Source organism: Streptomyces sp. NPDC026377 (assembly GCF_055567715.1).
Genome location: NZ_JBVHPV010000012.1, coordinates 223,235 through 241,118 on the forward strand (window position 1 = coordinate 223,235; position 17,884 = coordinate 241,118).

Here is a 17,884-nt window from a genome sequence, read left to right on the forward strand (position 1 = left end):
GTCGCTGGGGAGGGAGGGGTTGGGGTGGCCGGGGGTTCAGCGCGGCCGCTGCTCCCGCTCGCGCTCCAGCTCCTGTTGACCGTGACCGTGGCCCACACCATGGCCCTGACCGTGGCCGTGGCCGGAGCTGTGGATCTGCCGGTACTCCTCGACGGTGGCCTTGGGGACGTGCGAGCCCGGCCCGTACAGCGTCTTGGCGAGCTTGGCGCGCCGCCGCTGGGAGCGGGTGAACTTGCGGCGGACGCCGTTCTCGTCGACCTCCGGGCCCAGTTCGTAGGGCGCGGGCTGCTCGTGGTGGGTGAGCTTGTAGAGCTGCCCCTGGTCGAGCGGCTCGTGCACCTCCACGAACTCGCCGTGCGGCAGCCGCTTGATGATGCCGCTCTCCCGGCCGTGCAGCACCTTCTCCCGGTCACGGAGCTGGAGTCCTTGGCAGATGCGCTTGGTGACGATGAAGGTGAGCACCGGTCCGGCGAAGAAGGCGATCCGGACGAACCAGGTGATCGAGTTGATCGAGAGGTGGAAGTGGGTGGCCCACAGGTCGTTGCCGCCGCCGATCAGACACACGAAGTACATGGCCAGCCAGGCCGTGCCGAGGCCGGTGCGGACGGGGTGGTTGCGCGGCCGGTCCGCGATGTGGTGCTCGCGTTTGTCGCCGGTGACCCAGGCCTCGATGAACGGGTACGCGCCGATCGCGGCGAGCAGCAGCGGGAAGAGCGTGAAGGGGATGAGGACGCCGAGGGCGAGCGTATGGCCCCAGGCGTTGATCTCCCACCCCGGCATCACCCGGATCAGGCCTTCCGAGAAGCCCAGGTACCAGTCGGGCTGTGCGCCGGTCGAGACGACGTCGGGCCGGTAGGGGCCCATCGCCCACACGGGGTTGATGGTGGCCACCGCGCCCATGATGGTCAGCAGCCCGAAGACCAGGAAGAAGAACCCGCCGGCCTTGGCGGTGTAGACGGGCATCAGGGGCGCGCCCACCACGTTCTTCTCGGACCGGCCGGGCCCGGCGAACTGGGTGTGCTTGTGGTAGAAGACCAGGATCAGATGGGTGACGACAAGCCCCAGGATGAGCCCCGGCAGCAGCAGCACGTGCGCCGAGTAGAGCCGCGGGATGATGTCGTGCCCGGGGAACTCCCCGCCGAAGAGGAAGAAGGAGATGTACGTACCGATCACCGGGATCGACAGGATCGCGCCGTCGGCGAAGCGGATGCCGGTGCCGGAGAGCAGGTCGTCCGGGAGCGAGTAGCCGGTGAGGCCGGTGATGAGGGCCGTGAACAGGATGGTCCAGCCGAACAGCCAGTTCAGTTCGCGCGGCTTGCGGTAGGAACCGGTGAAGAACACGCGCATCATGTGCACCAGCAGGCCGGCGCAGAAGACCAGCGCGGACCAGTGGTGGACCTGGCGGATCAGCAGGCCGCCGCGGACGTCGAAGCTGAGGTCGATGGTGGACTCGTAGGCCCTGGTCATCCGGACGCCGCTGAGCGGGGTGTACGAGCCGTGGTAGACGACCTCCACACCGCTCGGCTCGAAGAAGAGGGTCAGATAGATGCCGGTGAGGATGAGGACGAGAAAGCTGTAGAGGCAGATCTCCCCGAACATGAAGGACCAGTGGTCCGGGAAGATCTTGCGCATCTGGGTCCGGGCGATGGAGTAGATACCGAGCCGCCCGTCCGCCCAGTCGGCCAGCTTCTCCCCCTTCGCCGGCTCGGCGGGGCGCTCGGTGTCCTCGGTGCCGCTCCTGATATCGGTGCTCATACGTCTCCCCCTCAGGCGTTCCATCCCTCAAGGCCTGTAACAGGGTAGACATCCGAACACCCGGGCCAACAGCCCCTACCAGGACGCGACTTGGGTGAGCCGGGCCACGCGGGCCGGGCGAGAACGGGCGGTCAGCCGACCGGGTGCCGGTCGCGGGCGACGAATTCCCAGGTGGGCTCGGCCGCGGGCGCGGCTGCGGCGGCGAAGGCGGCGGCGTCGGCCGCGGACATGACGGTGGCGTTCAAGTGTCGCTCCCCTGAGAGGTGTTCGGGATCGGAGTGAGGGGTGGGGTGGGTGACGTAACGACGGCGGCTCGCGACGCGGAGCTGAGAATACCAACCGGAAGGTCTACTTCACCAGCGGTGATGCACGAAAAGTGAGGGGAAGATTTTCCGGTATCGCCGGAGAAATGGGAGTTTGCTCCCTTCCAAAACAAGCAGATGAGTCGGATATTCACTCGGCCACGGGCAGGGCGGCCAGCACGTCCGGAGGGAGGGGGTACCGCGCGGCGAGAGCGGCGATGATCTGATGGGCAACGTCCCGATCGGCCTCCGGGTCGGCGACTTCCACCCCCGGCCCTCCCTCGCCCCCGCCGATCAGCTCGCGCAGTTCGTCCCGTACGGACTGCTCGCAGACCCCGTACGTCCGGGCGTCGGCGAGCTGCTCGTCGACATAGCGATGAACCCGTTCGAGAGCGGCCTCGACGGGCCGTCCACCGAACTCTGCCTTCACGGCGACCCCGCCCGCACCTCCCTGCCCGTCGCCGGGCGCCGCCAGCAGGGCGATCACGGCGTCCTTCACATCAAGACGGGTCAGAAAAACGCTGACAACGGTCATCACTGCCGCTCCTTGCCGGTGGGGTGCTGGGGGGGTGGGGGCGCCGGGTCTGGAACGTGTGTACCGCATCGGGCTATAGGGAGACTTGCTCTGTGTGCGGCACGTCCACAACATCCTCAGCGGACCTCTGTGGACCGTCTACGCCGCTACCGGGGTCCGGCGCAGCGACGCCCTGGGCATGACGTGGTCCCTCATCGACTGGGATGAGGGCTCCATCGAATACGGGCCGGCAGGAAGAACGGGGCGCGGAGGCTGGCCGCGCCCAGCGCGGGCCGACTCGGTCTCGCCGCCCTGGCCCAGGGCAAGATCGCTGGGCCGTTGGTCACGTGGTTGGTCACGCCACGGCCTGGAAAAGCAGAAAACCCCACGTGAAGTGGGGTCTCAGCTGGTGTCCGAGGGGGGACTTGAACCCCCACGCCCGATAAAGGGCACTAGCACCTCAAGCTAGCGCGTCTGCCATTCCGCCACCCGGACAAGGTGTCTGTCTCGCGGGCTCGTGCCCCGCGGCGACACAGATAACTCTACCAGGGGTTCGAGGTGGTCTTCACCCGCATATTGCGTGGTCAGGCGAGTGGCGGGCCTTGGCATGGGTGGGGCGTCGGGCGTTCTGGGCGGTGGTCGGCCGGGTGGAGGCCGAGCGTGGTCCTCCCGGTGCGCAGCGTGACCCGCGGCGGCCGCACCGGTGCCGTGCGGGGGGCCTGGTCCGCAGGCCGCCAAGCGCCGCCGGGGGCGTTGGCCCGGGGGCGACGGGTGCTGGCCCGGCATCGGACCTCCCTCCACCCCGGGTGGTTGACTGCGCGCATGAGAATTGGCGACACGGTCGACGACTTCAAGCTCCCCGACGAGACCGGCACCCTGCGCACCCTCTCCGGGCTCGTGGCCGAGGGGCCCGTGGTGCTCTTCTTCTATCCGGCGGCCTTCACCCCGGGCTGCACCGCCGAGGCCTGCCACTTCCGCGACATCGCCGGGGAGCTGCGGGCGCTCGGGGCCCAGCCCGTGGGCATCAGCGCCGACGACGTGGAGCGCCAGGCGGAGTTCGCTCGGAAGCACTCCTTCGGCTACCCGCTCCTCTCGGACGCCGATGGTGCCGTACGGGAGCTGTTCGGCGTGCGGCGCGGGCTCAGCATCGCCCCCACCAAGCGCGTCACCTTCGTCATCGACAGGGATCTGCGGGTGCTGGAGATCGTCAGGAGCGAGCTCCGGATGAGCGTCCACGCCGACCGGGCGCTCGCCGCCCTGCGCAAGCGCGGCGCGTAGGCCCCGGGCCGGAGGCCGGGAGGGTGGCGGGCCGGTGGCGCCGCACCCGCACCGGCCGCTCGCCCACGCGTACCGCCCCGTCACCTCCCGCGCCCCCTCGCGCGACGCCTCACGGGCAGCGGATGACCTGCCCCGCGTACGACAGGTTGCCGCCGAAGCCGAAGAGCAGGACCGGGTCGCCGGTGCCGATCTCGCCGCGTTCCACCAGCTTGGACAGGGCCATCGGGATGCTCGCGGCCGAGGTGTTGCCGGAGTCGACCACATCGCGGGCGATCACCGCGTTCACCGCGCCGATCTTGCGGGCCACCGGCTCGATGATGCGGAGGTTCGCCTGGTGCAGGACGACCGCGGCCAGCTCCTCGGGGGCTACCCCGGCGCGCTCGCACACCCGGCGGGCGATCGGCGGCAGCTGGGTGGTGGCCCAGCGGTAGACGGCCTGGCCCTCCTGGGCGAAGACGGGCGGGGTGCCCTCGATCCGTACGGCGTGGCCCATCTCGGGGACCGAGCCCCACAGCACCGGACCGATCAGCTCCTCCTGCGACGCCTCCACCACGGCCGCGCCCGCGCCGTCGCCGACCAGGACGCACGTGGTGCGGTCGGTCCAGTCCGTGATGGCGGTCATCTTGTCCGCGCCGATGACCAGGGCCCGCGCGGACGAGCCGGCCCGGACGGCGTGGTCGGCGGTGGCCAGGGCGTGGGTGAAGCCCGCGCAGACGACGTTGAGGTCGAGGACGGCGGGCGCGCCCATGCCCAGGCGGGCGGCGACCCGGGCCGCGGTGTTCGGGGAGCGGTCCACGGCGGTGGAGGTGGCGACCAGGACCAGGTCGATGTCGGCGGGGGCCAGCCCGGCGGCGGCCAGCGCCTTGGCGCCGGCGTGCGCGGCCAGTTCGTCCACGGGCTCGTCCGGCCCGGCGACATGGCGGGTGCGGATGCCGACCCGGCTCCTGATCCATTCGTCGCTGGTCTCGACCATGGCGGCGAGCTCGTCGTTGGTGAGCACCTTGGCGGGCTGGTAGTGCCCGAGCGCGACGACGCGTGAGCCTCGCATGCCGGTCATCCCACGGTTCCCCTCGTAGACATCAGGAGCCAACCAGTCTTCGTGGCTACCGACCGGTACACAGGCAAGAGATCCCACAGGCTTCCCGGCGTGCCTTTGGAGCCTTGTGTCAGCTCGCGTGGCGTACCCGCCCGCGTCCGGTGCTGGGCAGGGCACGCGGTGCGCGCCTGCACCGGCGCCCGCGGACGCCCCGCTCTCCCGGTGCAGGACAATGAGGGCGTCGGAAGCGAGGCCGACTGGACGAGGTCGTCGGGACGAGACCGTCGAGGCCGTCGGGGTCGCCTCACCGCATGCCAGTGCCGGTCAGTCACGTCAGCCGGCCGGGAACGAAGGAATCGCGTCATGGGACGGGTCACCGAGCGCCGCCGCGTCATCCGCATCCGGGACGGGGCCGTATCCGCCCGCCCGGACACGCTGGTGGCCGAGGAGCCACTGGAGATCCGGCTGAACGGCCGGCCGCTCGCCATCACCATGCGCACCCCGGGCGACGACTTCGCGCTGGCCGCCGGGTTCCTGGTCAGCGAGGGCGTGATCGCGGCGGCGGACGACGTGCAGTCGATCGTCTACTGCGCCGGGGCGACCGCCGACGGCGTCAACACGTACAACGTGGTGGACGTGAAGCTCTCCCCGGGCGTCGAGGTCCCCGACATCACGCTGGAGCGCAATGTGTACACCACGTCCTCGTGCGGGCTGTGCGGCAAGGCCAGCCTGGACGCCGTACGGACGCAGGCGCGCTTCCCGATCGCCGACACTCCCCCGGTCCGGGTGGCGCCGGAACTGCTCGCGAGCCTGCCCGACCGGCTGCGGGCGGCCCAGCGGGTCTTCGACCGGACCGGCGGGCTGCACGCCGCCGCGCTCTTCTCGGCGGACGGCGAACTGCTCGACGTACGGGAGGACGTGGGGCGGCACAACGCGGTGGACAAGCTGGTGGGGCGGGCGGTTCAGGAGGGGCGGCTGCCCCTGTCCCGGGCGGTGCTGCTGGTGTCGGGGCGGGCCTCGTTCGAGCTGGCCCAGAAGGCCGTGATGGCCGGGATACCTCTGCTCGCCGCCGTCTCGGCGCCCTCGTCGCTGGCGGTGGACCTGGCCGCCGAGACGGGTCTGACCCTGGTCGGCTTCCTGCGCGGCGCCTCCATGAACGTGTACGCGGGCGAGCACCGGATCGCCCTGGAGGTCCCGGCCTCCGCTCAGGACTGACGGGCCGGCCGGGGCCGTTTTCACCCCGTCCGGTCACTCCGACCTGCTTCCGGACCTCGCTCCGCCTACTCCGCGTACTCCGGCTGCACGGCTACTCCGGTTGCTCCGGCTCCTCCACGCCGATCCTCCGCAGCAGCGCCATCAACTGCTCCCGCTCGGACGCGCTCAGCGGCGCGAGGAGCGCCTCGTTGGCCTGCTCGGCCGCCGCCGCGCAGCGCGCCAGCATCGCCTCGCCCCCGGAGGTGACCGTCACGGCGTTCTTGCGGCGGTCGCGGGGGTCCGGCTCGCGTACGACGTACCCCTCGGCCTGGAGGTCGTTGAGGACGCCGACCAGGTCCTTGGGGTCGAGCGCGATCCGGCGCCCCAGTTCGGCCTGGGCGAGCGGGCCGTATTCGGAGACGGCCGCCAGCACGGCGTGGTGCCACATCTTGGCGCCCTCGCGCCCGATGGCCCGCGCGACCATGCCCCGGCCCCGTGCGGCCACCCGGCCAAGGACCCAACTGGGCAGCGCCTGGACGCGCTGGAGGGCGGGGAGGGCGTCGGCGGGTTCGGTCATGGCACCGACCCTACCCGTAAACCATTGGACTTCCCAACGATTCTTCCCTAACGTTGGGACCACCAACGAATTCCGTCGGTAGACCAAACCGACCATGTACCGGGAGAGCCCATGCGCCGAGTCCGCTTCGAGGTCAACGGCGGCCCCGATGTCCTGTTCACCGAGGACGTGGCCGTCCCCGCGCCCGGCGCGGGCGAGCTGCTGGTCCGCACCGACGCCATCGGCGTCACGCTGCCCGTCGTCCGCAAGGTGCGCGAGGGCAAGGAGCCCTTCCCGCTCGGCGGCGAGGTGGCGGGCACGGTGGCCGCGGTCGGTGAGGGGGTGGCCGCCTTCGCCGTGGGCGACCGCGTGACGGGGCTCTGCTTCTCGTACGGGTATGCCGAACTGGCCGTCCTGCACCAGTCCATGACTTCGCGCGTCCCCGACCACGCCACGGCCGTGGAGGCCGTCGCGCTCGTCCGCAGCGGTCTGGTCGCCCGGGGCGCCTACGAGTCGGCGCGCCCCGGGCCCGGCGAGTCGGTGCTGGTGACGGCGGCGGCGAGCGCGGTCGGGCAGATCGCCCTCCAGCTGGCCCGGGCGGGCGGCGCGAGCCGGGTCGTGGCGGCGGTGAGCTCGGCCGAGAAGGCCGCTTTCGTACGGGAGAAGGGGGCCGACGAGGTCGTGCTGTACGGCGACGCGTCCTGGGGGGAGCCGGTCGACGTCGTCCTCGACGGCGTCGGCGGTGAGCTGCTCACCCCGGCGGTGAAGGCGCTCGCCCCCGGCGGCCGACTGGTCGCCTTCGGTTCGGGCGGTGGCACGGTCGAGGTCTACGACCTGCTGGTCGGCGGGAAGTCGGTGATCGCCTTCCAGATGGCGATGATCGCGCGCGACAGGCCCGAGCTGTACGCCGCGTGGCGCGAGGAGCTGTGGGAGCTGCACCGTACCGGGAGGCTGCGTGTGGCCGTCCACGCGGAGTTCCCGCTGGAGGAGGCCGCCCGCGCCCATGAACTCATCGACACACGGCGCAACCTGGGCAAGGTGGTGCTCGTCACCGGCGGTGCGTGAGGGCGGCGTCCTGCCGCACGGCGGACGCCGTCCCTCGGCGCAGGAGGTGGCGGACGCGCTCGCGGCGGCGATTCCGGCGAGCGGCCTCAGCCCGTGTACGTCAGCCGCTTGACCTGGCGCAGCAGCGGGGCGGTCTCGACGTGCCGGACGCCCTCCAGCGTGCCGAGCTTCTCGCTGAGGTACGTGTAGAGCCCGGCCGCGTCCCGGCAGATGACCACCGCGACGAGGTTGGCCGGACCCGAGGTGGCCCCGGCGAAGGCGACCTCCGGGTGGGCGGCGAGGGCCTCGCCCACGGCGGCCAGCGCCGAGGGTGCCACCGTGATCCACAGCAGCGCCCGGCTCAGGAAGCCGAACCGGGTCGTGTCGAACTCGACGTCGATGAACACCGCCCCCCAGCGCAGCAGTTGGTCCAGACGCCGCTTGACGGCCGACTCCGAACGGCCGGTGGCCTTCTGGAGCTCGGGGTAGCCCGCCCGGCCGTCGCGCGCGAGCGCGGCGATCAGGGCCTCGTCCGTCGCGTCGAGCCGGATCGGCCCGTCCGGGGGCTCCACCGGGTCGGGCAGCAGCGCGGCCCGTTCCTCGGCGGTGAGCGCCGAGTCCTTGGTGAACCAGCCGAGCGGGCCGCCGTAGAAGCGGTGGAGCACCTGGTGGGCACCGATCTCGACGATCCTCGGGGTGCGCGGCAGCTTGCCGAGCAGCAGCGCCTCGTGGTCCTCGGGCCGGCGCGTCTCGGTCGTGCACACCACCTCGGTGCCGCCCGAGGTCAGTCCGATCCAGGCGGTGTCGGGGCGCCGGGCCAGCGCCGTGGCGATGGAGACGGAGGCGTCCGGAGTGCAGCGCAGCCGCAGCATCCAGCGCGTGTGGCCGAGCCGCTCGGTGTCGCGGACCCCGACGACGCGCAGCTCGCCCTGTGCGTACAGCCTGCGGTAGCGGCGGGCCACGGTCTGGTCGGAGACGCCCAGCACGGCGGCGATCCGGCTGAACGGGGCCCGGCCGTTGAGGACGAGCGCGCTCACCAGACGCTGGTCCAGTTCGTCGAACTCGGGCGAATCCATCGGTCGACCCTTCTGCGATGTCGGATTCCTGCGTCCTGTGCGGACTGGGTGGAACTTCGGTCCGGCCGGGCCCGATCGTACGGGACGACCGACGAAGAGGACCGGAGGAATGTGATGCGCAAGTGGGGGCCGCTGGTCGCCGTGTGTCTGGGAACGTTCATGCTGCTGCTGGACGTGACCATCGTGACGGTGGCGCTGCCGGACATGGCGAGTTCGCTGGACGCCTCGCTGTCGAGCCTGCAGTGGGTGATCGACGTGTACGCGCTGGCGCTGGCCGCGCTGCTGCTCGGCGCGGGCGCCGGCGCGGACCGGGCCGGGCGCCGGAAGTTCTACGCGGCGGGCACGGTGCTCTTCGCGGGCGCCTCGCTGGCCTGCGGACTCGCGGGCGACGCGGGCACCCTGATCGCGATGCGGGCGCTCCAGGGCGTCGGGGCCGCCGCGATGTTCGCGACCACGCTGCCCCTGCTCGGCGCCGCCTACCAGGGCCGCGACCGCTCGGTGGCGCTCGGGGTGTGGGGCGCGGTCAACGGCGCCGCCGCGGCGCTCGGCCCGATCCTGGGCGGGCTGCTCACCGAGGGGTTCGGCTGGCGGTGGATATTCTTCGTCAACCTTCCGGTGAGCGCCGCGGCGGTGTGGCTGACGCTGCGGGTGGTCCCGGAGTCCAAGAGCCCGGCGGGCGGGCGCACCGACTGGGCGGGCACGGCCCTGTTCGCGCTCTTCGCCGGAACCCTCACCTACGGGGCGGTCAACGCGGGCTCCGACGGCTGGGGCGCCATGCGGACCCTGCTCTCCTTCGCCGTGGCGGTGGCCGCTCTGCTGGTCTTCGTCGTGGTGGAGAGCCGCACCGAACGGCCCCTGATGGATCTGTCGCTGCTGCGGCGCCCGGCCTTCGTCGGCGTCCTGGTGGCAGCGCTCGCGCTGAACTCGGCCGCCTTCGGGGTGCTCCCGTACACCTCGATCTGGCTCCAGACGCTGATGGGCATGAGCCCGGTGACCGGTGGTCTGGCGCTGGTGCCGCTGGCGCTGGCCTCCTTCGCGACCTCGGCACTCGGCGGCCGGTTCCTGCACGGCGTCTCGCAGCGGCTGCTGATCTGCCTCGGGCTGCTGCTCATCGCGGCCGGACTGTTCGGCCAGTCGCTGCTGGACGCGGGCTCCGACTGGACGGCTCTGGTGGCCGGTCTGGTGGTGACCGGCGTCGGTGTGGGCCTGGTCAGCCCGGCGCTCGCCTCGGCCGCGCTCGCCTCGGTGCCGCAGCGCAGCAGCGGCATGGCGACCGGCGCGATGAACACCGTGCGCCAGCTCGGCTACGCGGTCGGCATCGCCGTGTTCGGCACCCTCGCCACCTCCCGGATGGCCGACTCGCTGCACAGCGCGCCCGAGGCCCGGGCGCTGGCCGGCGGCGCGGCCGGGTCGCTGCGCGGCCGGGTCCCCGACGAGGCCCTGCACACCGCGTTCGCCTCCGGGCTCAACGGCGCCGCGGTGGCGGCCGGGGCGCTCGCCCTGGTGGCCGGGCTCGCGGTGTTCGCGCTGGTACGGACTCCGCCGCCCGCACCCGCGCAGGTACGGACCAACGCCGCCGTGCCGGTAGAGCGGGCGTGACCAGGTCGTACAGATTCCGTGGAGAAAAGACGGCCCGCTCCTGACTCCAGGGTCAGAAAGCGGGCCGTCCGGCCCGGGCGGGGCCGCTTCCACGGTGCTGACCTGTGGTGATGCCGATCACTGCCGCACTTGAGCGTATTCCTCGACGCCCCTCCCGCCGGGACCCCGGGTGGGGTACCGTCACCGGCGCTGTGCGGAGCGCCACAAGGAGCAAGGTATTGCGCGAGTTCACTGTCCCACCCATGGCGACGGCGCCTCACGTCGGCGGGCTGGCGGACGTGGTGTTCGACCATGCCCTGGACGATCCGGACCGGGTCGCGCTGACCCGCAAGGACGCGGCGGGCCAGTGGCAGGACGTGAGCTCGGCGCGCTTCCGCGACGAGGTGCTGGCCCTCGCCAAAGGGCTGATCGCGGACGGGGTGCGGTTCGGGGACCGGGTCGCGATCATGTCCCGTACCCGCTACGAGTGGACGCTCTTCGACTTCGCGCTCTGGTCCATCGGCGCCCAGCCGGTGCCCGTCTACCCGACCTCCTCCGCCGAGCAGGTCTTCTGGATGCTGCACGACTCCGAGGTCACCGCGTGCGTGGTCGAGCACGAGGACCACTCCATGACCATCGGCTCGGTCGTGGACCGGCTGCCCCACCTCAAACGCCTGTGGCAGCTGGACGCGGGGGCGCTGGGGGAACTCCTGGCGGCGGGCGGGCAGATCGACGACGAGGTGGTGCACCGCCACCGGAGGGCGGTCACCCCCGAGTCGACCGCGACCGTCATCTACACCTCCGGCACCACCGGCCGCCCCAAGGGCTGTGTGATCACCCACGCCAACTTCATGTTCGAGGCGGACACCATGGTGGCCCGCTGGGAGCCGGTCTTCCACTCGCGCCCCGGCGACGAGGCGTCCACGCTGCTCTTCCTGCCGCTGGCGCACGTCTTCGGCCGGATGGTGGAGGTGGCGGCCGTCCGCGGCCGGGTGAAGCTCGGCCACCAGCCCGCGCTCTCCGCCTCCGCGCTCCTGCCCGACCTCCGGTCGCTGCGGCCCACCTTCATCCTGGCCGTCCCGTACATCTTCGAGAAGGTCTTCAACGCCGCCCGCCGGCGCGCCGAGGCGGAGGGCAGGGCGGGCGCCTTCGACAAGGCCGTCGACATCGCGGTGAAGTACGCGGAGGCGATGGAGCAGAAGGCCTTCGGCCAGGGCCCGGGCCCCTCGGCGGCGCTGCGGATGCAGCACCAGTTCTTCGAGAAGGTCGTGTACGGCAAGGTCCGCGAGGCGATGGGCGGGCGGGTGCGGCACGCCATGTCCGGCGGCTCCAGCATGGGCCGCCGCCTCGCCCTGTTCTTCGCCGGCGCGGGGGTGACGATCTACGAGGGGTACGGTCTGACCGAGTCCACGGCCGCCGCCACCGCCAACCCGCCCGAGCGCACCCGCTTCGGCACGGTCGGCCTGCCGGTGCCGGGGACCACCGTGCACATCGCGGAGGACGGAGAGGTGTGGCTCCACGGCGGCCAGGTCTTCTCCGGCTACCTCAACGAGCCCAAGGCGACCGAGCGCGTCCTGAAGGACGGCTGGCTGGCCACCGGTGACATCGGCGCCCTCGACGAGGACGGCTATCTGACCATCACCGGCCGCAAGAAGGAGATCCTGGTGACCTCCGGCGGCAAGAGCGTCTCGCCGCTGGCCCTGGAGGAACGGGTGCGGGCGCACCCGCTGGTGGCCCAGTGCATCGTCGTCGGCAACGACCGCCCCTACATCGCGGCCCTGGTCACCCTGGACCAGGAGGGCGTCGACCACTGGCTGGCGATGCGCAACAAGCCGTCGATGACCCCGTCGGAGCTCGTGCGCGACCCCGACCTGGAGACCGAGGTGCGGCGCGCGGTGGTCGCCGCCAACACCCTGGTCTCCCAAGCCGAGCAGATCCGCACCTTCCGGATCCTCGCCCATCAGTTCACCGAGGAGCACGGTCTGCTCACCCCGTCGCTGAAGCTCAAGCGGCGGGCCATCGAGGAGGCCTACACGGTGGAGGTGGACGCCCTGTACCGCTGAGCCGTCGCGGTACAGGGCGGCCCGCCCCCGGGCCCGAGCGGTTCCTCGCCGCGTTCCGGCCACCGGCGATGCCGGGAATGGTTCGATCCGCCCGCTCGTTGTCGTGAGGAGTACCAAACCGACGACGTAAGGATCGACCGCTCGTGAGCAAGGTCCCCTCCATCACCCTCAACAACGGCGTCGAGATGCCCCAGCTCGGGTTCGGTGTCTGGCAGGTGCCGGACGACGAGGCCGCGCAGGCGGTCGAGACCGCGATCGAGACCGGATACCGGTCGATCGACACGGCCGCGGTCTACGAGAACGAAACGGGCACCGGCAAGGCGATCGCGGCCTCCGGCCTGGCCCGTGAGGAGCTCTTCGTCACCACCAAGCTGTGGAACAGCGCGAACGAGTCGTGGACGCGGGACGGCGTCCTGCGCGAGTTCGACGCCTCCCTGTCCAAGCTCGGCCTGGACTACGTCGACCTGTACCTGATCCACTGGCCGCGCGCGGTGCGCGAGGACTACGTGGCGATCTGGAAGGCGTTCGCGGAGATCGCCGAGAGCGGCCGCGCCAAGGCGATCGGCGTCTCCAACTTCCAGCAGCCGCACCTGCGCAGGATCATCGACGAGTCGGGCGTGACCCCCGCGGTCAACCAGGTCGAGCTGCACCCGCAGCTCGCCCAGGCGGAGCTGCGCGCCTTCAACGCCGAGCACGGCATCGCGACCGAGGCCTGGTCGCCGCTGGGCCAGGGCAAGGGCCTCCTGGAGGTCCCGACGATCGTGGCGATCGCGCGGAAGTACGCCAGGACCCCGGCGCAGATCGTGCTGCGCTGGCACCTCCAGCTCGGCACCATCGCCATCCCGAAGTCGGTGACGCCCTCGCGCATCGCGGAGAACTTCGACGTGTTCGGCTTCGAGCTCGACGCCGAGGACATCGCGGCGATCGCGGCGCTCGACGAGGGGAAGCGGCTGGGGCCGGACCCGGACGAGTTCGACGCCAACTGAGCGCGCTCCAGGGGCCGTACCGGCCCGCGGGGTGACGAAGTCCGCCGTTCAGGACGGTTCGCTGTCCTGAGCGGCGACTTCGTGCCGTGCGTGCCGTGCGTGTCGCGCCGTGCGCTCAGTCCGCGCGGCGCGCCGTGTGGATCGACCGCGCCGTCAGCAGGAATACGTCCGGGCGGCGCGCCAGGCCCGCCTCGTCCCGCGGGTCCATCAGGCGCCGCAGCACCTCCGCGTCCTGCGGTGACAGCCGCTCCCCCACCGTCTCGGCGGTCCTGGCGAACGCGTACGCCACCTGCTCCCGCACCGCCGGGTCCAGCGGCGCCGGAAAGTCGACGAGGAAGCTGCGGCTGACCGGGGAGACCAGTCCCACGGACGTGAGCAGCGCACCCCAGTCCTCGGTCTCCTCCTTGGTGTCCGGCAGCTCCGCCCGCATCTGGGCGAACCGCTCGTCCACCAGCACGTCGATCCTGGCCTCCAGACCGGGCCGCCCCATGCCGATGTCGCGGGGCAGCCGGCGCGTGGGCAGCCCGCCCTCCGCGAGGGCCACCGTGCCGCCCGGCCTCAGCAGTCGCGCGAACCCGGCGAGTGCGGCCCGCTGGTCGCCCAGGTGGTGCAGTGAGTTGCCCGCCCAGACGAGGTCCGCTTCACCCAACTCGTCGAAGCCGTCCGGGAGTTCGGTCTCGATGGTACGGATGCGGTCACCGAGGCCAAGGCGCTCCGCGCGGTCCCTGGCGTGGCCGAGGAGCGCCCGGTTGCCGTCGACGGCGACGACCTCCGCCCGCGGGAAGGCCTCCGCGAGCAGACACGTCACCACCCCCGGGCCGCTGCCGATGTCCAGGATCCGGCGCACCCCGGCGCCGCCGGAGCGCTGCTGGGCGATCCAGTCCGCGGCCTCCCGGTAGGCGCCGGAGAACAGCTCCGCCTCGCCCACCAGGAGCGGGAGCAGCGTCTCCCAGTCGAGGTCCGCCCAACCCTCACCTTGGGTGTGGCCGTGCCCGGGGCCGTGGGTGTGGCCGTGGCTCCGGTCCTCTCCCCGGCCGCCGCGGTGGCTGTCGTCGTGGCTGTTCCGGCCGTCGTGGCCGCGCGAGTCGCTCATGACCCCACCCTGCCCCCGGCCACCGCCGTTCGGGGAATCCCTTTGCCGTTTCGGCAATTCGTCCGGTGCTCCTGCGGGCTGACGCCCCGCACCCGTTTGAAGGCGGCGCTCAGCGCGAAGGCGCCCCCGTACCCCACCTGCCGCGCGATCGCCTCCACCGTCGCGTCGCTCTCGCGCAGCAGATCCGCCGCCAGCGCGAGCCGCCAGCCGGTGAGGTACGCCATCGGCGGCTCCCCCACCAGCTCACCGAAGCGCCGGGCCAGACCCGCTCGGGAGACCCCGCACCGCGCGGCGAGCGCGGCCACCGTCCACGGGTGCGCGGGGTCGTTCTGGAGCAGTCGCAGCGCGGGCCCCACCACGGGGTCGCCCATCGCCCGGTACCAGGCGGGCGCATGGGCCCCCGGCCGGTTGAACCAGGCCCGCAGCACCGCGATCAGGAGCAGGTCGAGCAGCCGGTCAAGGACGACACTCTGCCCCGGCTCGTCCCGGGAGATCTCCTCGTCGAGGAGCGGCATCACCGAGCAGTTCCACTCCTCGGCGGTGAGCACCAGCAGCGCCGGCAGCGCGTCGAGCAGCCGCCCGCTGATCTCCCCCTCCATCAGATAGGTGCCGACGAGCATGGTGGCCGAGCCGTCGGCGGCGTTGCCCCAGGTCCGTACGCCCAGCTCCATCGACTGCGCCAGCGGCTCGCCGCGCAGGGTGGTGCACACCCCGCCCGGGCCGATCCTCGCGGACGGCTCGGCGTCCGGGGCGTGGGCGACGGTGTACGGGTCGGGGCCGCGGGCGATCACGATGTCGCCGGGGCGGACCAGGACCGGCGGCCCGGAGTCGGGCACCACCCACGCCTCGCCCCGCGTCGTCGACATCAGGCAGATGGGCGCCCGGTCCTCGATCCGTACGGACCACGGCGGTTCCATCACCATCCGCAGCAGAAACGCGCCGCGGGCGCGCGGCCCGTCGAGCAGTCCGGAGAGTACGTCCATGGGAGCGGAGCCTAGTCGGCCGCGCAGCCGGGCAGTAGACGCGTACGTATGCGTATGAGCCCCTGAAGCATGGAGAGTCCAGGGCGCGCCGACGAAGCTGGACGCATGACGAACACAGCGCGGAACTCGAGCCAGAACAGCAGCCGGAACACCGACCTGAACACCCGTCAGACCGTGCTCGTGACCAATGGCACCGGCAAGACCGGGCACCGGGTCGTCGAACGGCTCACCGCACTCGGGGTGCCGGTCCGCGCGGGCTCGCGCGGCGGCGAGGTGCCCTTCGACTGGGCCGACACCTCGACGTGGGGGCCCGCGCTCGCGGGCGCCGACGCCGCCTATGTGACGTACTTCCCGGACCTCGCCGCACCCGGCGCCGTCGAGGCGATGCGGACCTTCGGGGAACTGGCCGCCCGGCACGGGGTGGGGCGCCTGGTACTGCTCTCCGGCCGGGGCGAGCCGGCGGCGGTGCACGCCGAGGAGGCCCTGCGCGCGGCGGGCGCGGACCTCACGGTCGTCCGCGCCGCGTTCTTCGCCCAGAACTTCAGCGAGGGCGCCCTGACCGAGGGCGTGCTGGCGGGCGAGATCCCGTTCCCGGCGGGCGACACGGCGGAGCCGTGGGTGGACGCCGGTGACATCGCCGACGTGGTGGTCAAGGCGCTCACCGAGGACGGACACGCGGGCCTCGTCCACGAAGTGACGGGCCCTCAGCTGCTGACGCTGGCCCAGGTCGCCGAGTCGCTGTCCCGGGCAGTCGGCCGTCCCGTGCGGTACGTGCCGGTGACCGAGGCCCAGTACGCGGAGCTGCTGATGCGGTACGGCCTCGTCGAAGGGGAGGCCCGGTGGCTCGCCGAGCTGTTCGCGACACTGCTCGACGGGCACAACTCCTCGACCACGGACGGCGTCAAGCGGGTCCTGGGCCGCGAGCCCAAGGCGTTCGCGGACTTCGCGCGGGACGCGGCGGCGGAGGGTGACTGGCAGGGCTGACCGCTGGCCTTTGGCCAGATGACCGAAACATGCCGTGACCAACACCACGCCCTCCGTGAGCGGCCGATTACCGCAATCGGGGCCTGCCGTCGGGTGGCCGCCATTCCTTCGCACTAGGTTTTCGTCTGTCACCGCATTGACGACACGCCGCGACGAAGGAAGCTGGACCGATGGACGAGAACGAATCCCTGGCGGAGCGCTTCGAGGAGAACCGCCCGCGCCTGCGGGCCGTCGCCTACCGGATGCTCGGCTCACTGAGCGAGGCGGAGGACGCCGTCCAGGAGGCCTGGTTGCGGGCGGCCGGTTCCAGCGACGGGGTGGAGAACCTGAGCGCCTGGCTGACCACCGTCGTCTCCCGGGTCTGCCTCGACATGCTGCGCTCGCGCCAGTCCCGCCGCGAGGATCCCCTCGACGTCCATGTGCCCGACCCGATCGTGGACCGCCCGGACCGGGTGGACCCCGAGCACGAGGCGCTGCTCACCGACTCGGTCGGCCTCGCCCTGCTCGTCGTCCTCGACACCCTGGCCCCGGCCGAGCGGCTGGCGTTCGTGCTGCACGACATGTTCGGCGTCCCCTTCGAGGAGATCGCGCCCATCGTGGACCGCGCCCCGGCGGCGACCCGGCAGCTGGCCAGCCGGGCCCGCCGCCGGGTGCAGGGCCGGGCGGTGCCCGACCCGGACCTGAACCGCCAGCGCAAGGTCGTCGACGCCTTCCTCGCGGCGGCGCGCGGCGGCGACTTCGACGGTCTGCTCGCCACCCTCGACCCGGACATCGTGCTGCGCGCGGACTACGGGCCGGGCTCGCTCGCCGCCTCCAGGAAGGTGCTCGGCGCGCACGCCGTGGTCCAGAACGCGCTGTCCTTCGCGCAGTACGCCAAGTTCGCCCGTCCGGCGCTGGTCAACGGCGCCATGGGGGTGGTCAACGCCCCGGAGGGCCGGACGATGGCGGTGCTCGGGTTCACCGTCCGGGACGACAGGATCGTCGAGATCAACATCCTGGCCGACCCGGAGCGGCTGGCCCGGGTCGACCTGGCGGTGCTGGACGCGTGACCCCGGCGCCTCCCGGGGCCCGCGCGCCCCGGGAGGTCAGCCCGCGCCGTGGCCGGGCGCGATCGCCTCGACGCGATGGGCGAGCTCGAAGTCCTTCTCGGTCACCCGGCCCCCCGCGTCATGGCTGTTCACCGTGAGGACCACCGTGTTGTAGCCGAGGGTGAGATCGGAGTGGTGGTTCAGCTCGTCCTGGATCTGCGCGATGTGGATGACCATCGCGGTGGCCGCGAAGTGCGAGGCCAGACGGTAGGTGCGGGCGAGGCGCTCCTCGCCGTCCGGCAGCGACCAGCCCGGCAGTTCGCGCAGGCGGTCCTCGATGTCCTTCTGCGACAGCGGCTCTACGGGCATGACCGGACTCCTTACGAGGTGGTGACGGTACGGAGTGGAGCGCGG

General features: G+C 72.1%; 16 protein-coding genes and 1 tRNA gene. 8 read left to right on the forward strand and 9 right to left on the reverse strand.

Annotated features, from left to right (window positions below; genetic code table 11):
* Nucleotides 1–36: 36 nt before the first annotated feature.
* The 3 genes from qcrB to ACZ4MU_RS24545 all read right to left on the reverse strand — a co-directional run bounded on the left by qcrB (nucleotide 37) and on the right by ACZ4MU_RS24545 (nucleotide 3,066).
* Nucleotides 37–1,755, reverse strand: coding sequence for a cytochrome bc1 complex cytochrome b subunit (gene qcrB / locus ACZ4MU_RS24535; protein WP_467880344.1), 1,719 nt, complete (start codon nucleotides 1,753–1,755; stop codon nucleotides 37–39).
* A gap of 453 nt (nucleotides 1,756–2,208) precedes the next feature.
* A complete protein-coding gene (locus ACZ4MU_RS24540) occupies nucleotides 2,209–2,592 on the reverse strand; it encodes a hypothetical protein (protein WP_467880347.1) in 384 nt (127 codons plus the stop codon).
* Nucleotides 2,593–2,978: 386 nt separating this feature from the next.
* Nucleotides 2,979–3,066 (reverse strand) — tRNA-Leu (locus ACZ4MU_RS24545).
* A gap of 327 nt (nucleotides 3,067–3,393) precedes the next feature.
* On the opposite strand from ACZ4MU_RS24545, the gene ACZ4MU_RS24550 reads away from it, so the two are divergent.
* Nucleotides 3,394–3,849, forward strand: a complete 456-nt coding sequence (locus ACZ4MU_RS24550; protein ID WP_467880349.1) for a peroxiredoxin — start codon at nucleotides 3,394–3,396, stop codon at nucleotides 3,847–3,849.
* A 109-nt stretch (nucleotides 3,850–3,958) separates the two neighbouring features.
* On the opposite strand, the gene ACZ4MU_RS24555 is transcribed toward ACZ4MU_RS24550, so the two are convergent.
* Nucleotides 3,959–4,897 (reverse strand): beta-ketoacyl-ACP synthase III, encoded by a 939-nt coding sequence (locus tag ACZ4MU_RS24555; RefSeq protein ID WP_467880443.1) that lies wholly within the window; start codon nucleotides 4,895–4,897, stop codon nucleotides 3,959–3,961.
* Between the two features lie 351 nt (nucleotides 4,898–5,248).
* Here ACZ4MU_RS24555 and fdhD point away from each other — a divergent pair, with 351 nt between their 5' ends.
* Entirely contained in the window at nucleotides 5,249–6,100 is an 852-nt protein-coding gene (fdhD, locus tag ACZ4MU_RS24560; RefSeq protein ID WP_467880350.1) for a formate dehydrogenase accessory sulfurtransferase FdhD, read from the forward strand.
* A gap of 91 nt (nucleotides 6,101–6,191) precedes the next feature.
* On the opposite strand, the gene ACZ4MU_RS24565 is transcribed toward fdhD, so the two are convergent.
* Nucleotides 6,192–6,656, reverse strand: a complete 465-nt coding sequence (locus ACZ4MU_RS24565) for a MarR family winged helix-turn-helix transcriptional regulator (RefSeq protein ID WP_467880353.1) — start codon at nucleotides 6,654–6,656, stop codon at nucleotides 6,192–6,194.
* 111 nt (nucleotides 6,657–6,767) lie between these two features.
* Between ACZ4MU_RS24565 and ACZ4MU_RS24570 the strand changes: the two genes are divergently transcribed.
* Nucleotides 6,768–7,700 carry a quinone oxidoreductase family protein gene (locus ACZ4MU_RS24570; RefSeq protein WP_467880355.1) on the forward strand — a complete coding sequence of 311 codons (933 nt, stop codon included), beginning with the start codon at nucleotides 6,768–6,770 and terminating at the stop codon, nucleotides 7,698–7,700.
* An 86-nt stretch (nucleotides 7,701–7,786) separates the two neighbouring features.
* On the opposite strand, the gene ACZ4MU_RS24575 is transcribed toward ACZ4MU_RS24570, so the two are convergent.
* Nucleotides 7,787–8,755 (reverse strand): Lrp/AsnC family transcriptional regulator, encoded by a 969-nt coding sequence (locus ACZ4MU_RS24575; protein WP_467880358.1) that lies wholly within the window; start codon nucleotides 8,753–8,755, stop codon nucleotides 7,787–7,789.
* A 114-nt stretch (nucleotides 8,756–8,869) separates the two neighbouring features.
* Here ACZ4MU_RS24575 and ACZ4MU_RS24580 point away from each other — a divergent pair, with 114 nt between their 5' ends.
* The 3 genes from ACZ4MU_RS24580 to ACZ4MU_RS24590 all read left to right on the forward strand — a co-directional run bounded on the left by ACZ4MU_RS24580 (nucleotide 8,870) and on the right by ACZ4MU_RS24590 (nucleotide 13,382).
* Nucleotides 8,870–10,354: an MFS transporter gene (locus ACZ4MU_RS24580; protein ID WP_467880361.1), complete on the forward strand. Its 1,485-nt coding sequence runs from the start codon at nucleotides 8,870–8,872 to the stop codon at nucleotides 10,352–10,354.
* Between the two features lie 242 nt (nucleotides 10,355–10,596).
* Nucleotides 10,597–12,396 (forward strand): AMP-dependent synthetase/ligase, encoded by a 1,800-nt coding sequence (locus ACZ4MU_RS24585; RefSeq protein ID WP_467880363.1) that lies wholly within the window; start codon nucleotides 10,597–10,599, stop codon nucleotides 12,394–12,396.
* Between the two features lie 143 nt (nucleotides 12,397–12,539).
* Complete coding sequence (locus ACZ4MU_RS24590; protein WP_467880366.1) at nucleotides 12,540–13,382, forward strand: aldo/keto reductase; 843 nt, start codon at nucleotides 12,540–12,542, stop codon at nucleotides 13,380–13,382.
* Between the two features lie 115 nt (nucleotides 13,383–13,497).
* On the opposite strand, the gene ACZ4MU_RS24595 is transcribed toward ACZ4MU_RS24590, so the two are convergent.
* Complete coding sequence (locus ACZ4MU_RS24595) at nucleotides 13,498–14,475, reverse strand: class I SAM-dependent methyltransferase (RefSeq protein ID WP_467880370.1); 978 nt, start codon at nucleotides 14,473–14,475, stop codon at nucleotides 13,498–13,500.
* Nucleotides 14,472–15,458: an AraC family transcriptional regulator gene (locus tag ACZ4MU_RS24600; RefSeq protein ID WP_467880372.1), complete on the reverse strand. Its 987-nt coding sequence runs from the start codon at nucleotides 15,456–15,458 to the stop codon at nucleotides 14,472–14,474. The genes ACZ4MU_RS24595 and ACZ4MU_RS24600 overlap by 4 nt, the downstream gene beginning before the upstream one ends.
* A 105-nt stretch (nucleotides 15,459–15,563) precedes the next feature.
* On the opposite strand from ACZ4MU_RS24600, the gene ACZ4MU_RS24605 reads away from it, so the two are divergent.
* Together ACZ4MU_RS24605 and sigJ are read left to right on the forward strand one after the other, a co-directional pair.
* Nucleotides 15,564–16,442, forward strand: coding sequence for an NmrA family NAD(P)-binding protein (locus ACZ4MU_RS24605; protein WP_467880375.1), 879 nt, complete (start codon nucleotides 15,564–15,566; stop codon nucleotides 16,440–16,442).
* A gap of 170 nt (nucleotides 16,443–16,612) precedes the next feature.
* The gene (gene sigJ / locus ACZ4MU_RS24610; protein ID WP_467880378.1) at nucleotides 16,613–17,491 is read left to right on the forward strand and encodes an RNA polymerase sigma factor SigJ; all 879 of its coding nucleotides are present in this window, start codon (nucleotides 16,613–16,615) and stop codon (nucleotides 17,489–17,491) included.
* 36 nt (nucleotides 17,492–17,527) lie between these two features.
* On the opposite strand, the gene ACZ4MU_RS24615 is transcribed toward sigJ, so the two are convergent.
* Nucleotides 17,528–17,839: a 4a-hydroxytetrahydrobiopterin dehydratase gene (locus ACZ4MU_RS24615; RefSeq protein WP_467880381.1), complete on the reverse strand. Its 312-nt coding sequence runs from the start codon at nucleotides 17,837–17,839 to the stop codon at nucleotides 17,528–17,530.
* Nucleotides 17,840–17,884: the final 45 nt, after the last annotated feature.

Bases quoted from the DNA above. Each gene is read 5' to 3' on its own strand.
- ACZ4MU_RS24570 (WP_467880355.1), top strand. From the start codon at position 6,768: ATGCGCCGAGTCCGCTTCGAGGTCAACGGCGGCCCCGATGTCCTGTTC.
- qcrB (WP_467880344.1), bottom strand. From the start codon at position 1,755: ATGAGCACCGATATCAGGAGCGGCACCGAGGACACCGAGCGCCCCGCC.
- fdhD (WP_467880350.1), top strand. From the start codon at position 5,249: ATGGGACGGGTCACCGAGCGCCGCCGCGTCATCCGCATCCGGGACGGG.
- ACZ4MU_RS24575 (WP_467880358.1), bottom strand. From the start codon at position 8,755: ATGGATTCGCCCGAGTTCGACGAACTGGACCAGCGTCTGGTGAGCGCG.
- ACZ4MU_RS24600 (WP_467880372.1), bottom strand. From the start codon at position 15,458: ATGGACGTACTCTCCGGACTGCTCGACGGGCCGCGCGCCCGCGGCGCG.
- sigJ (WP_467880378.1), top strand. From the start codon at position 16,613: ATGGACGAGAACGAATCCCTGGCGGAGCGCTTCGAGGAGAACCGCCCG.
- ACZ4MU_RS24550 (WP_467880349.1), top strand. From the start codon at position 3,394: ATGAGAATTGGCGACACGGTCGACGACTTCAAGCTCCCCGACGAGACC.
- ACZ4MU_RS24615 (WP_467880381.1), bottom strand. From the start codon at position 17,839: ATGCCCGTAGAGCCGCTGTCGCAGAAGGACATCGAGGACCGCCTGCGC.
- ACZ4MU_RS24565 (WP_467880353.1), bottom strand. From the start codon at position 6,656: ATGACCGAACCCGCCGACGCCCTCCCCGCCCTCCAGCGCGTCCAGGCG.
- ACZ4MU_RS24585 (WP_467880363.1), top strand. From the start codon at position 10,597: ATGGCGACGGCGCCTCACGTCGGCGGGCTGGCGGACGTGGTGTTCGAC.
- ACZ4MU_RS24540 (WP_467880347.1), bottom strand. From the start codon at position 2,592: ATGACCGTTGTCAGCGTTTTTCTGACCCGTCTTGATGTGAAGGACGCC.
- ACZ4MU_RS24555 (WP_467880443.1), bottom strand. From the start codon at position 4,897: ATGCGAGGCTCACGCGTCGTCGCGCTCGGGCACTACCAGCCCGCCAAG.
- ACZ4MU_RS24580 (WP_467880361.1), top strand. From the start codon at position 8,870: ATGCGCAAGTGGGGGCCGCTGGTCGCCGTGTGTCTGGGAACGTTCATG.
- ACZ4MU_RS24605 (WP_467880375.1), top strand. From the start codon at position 15,564: ATGACGAACACAGCGCGGAACTCGAGCCAGAACAGCAGCCGGAACACC.
- ACZ4MU_RS24595 (WP_467880370.1), bottom strand. From the start codon at position 14,475: ATGAGCGACTCGCGCGGCCACGACGGCCGGAACAGCCACGACGACAGC.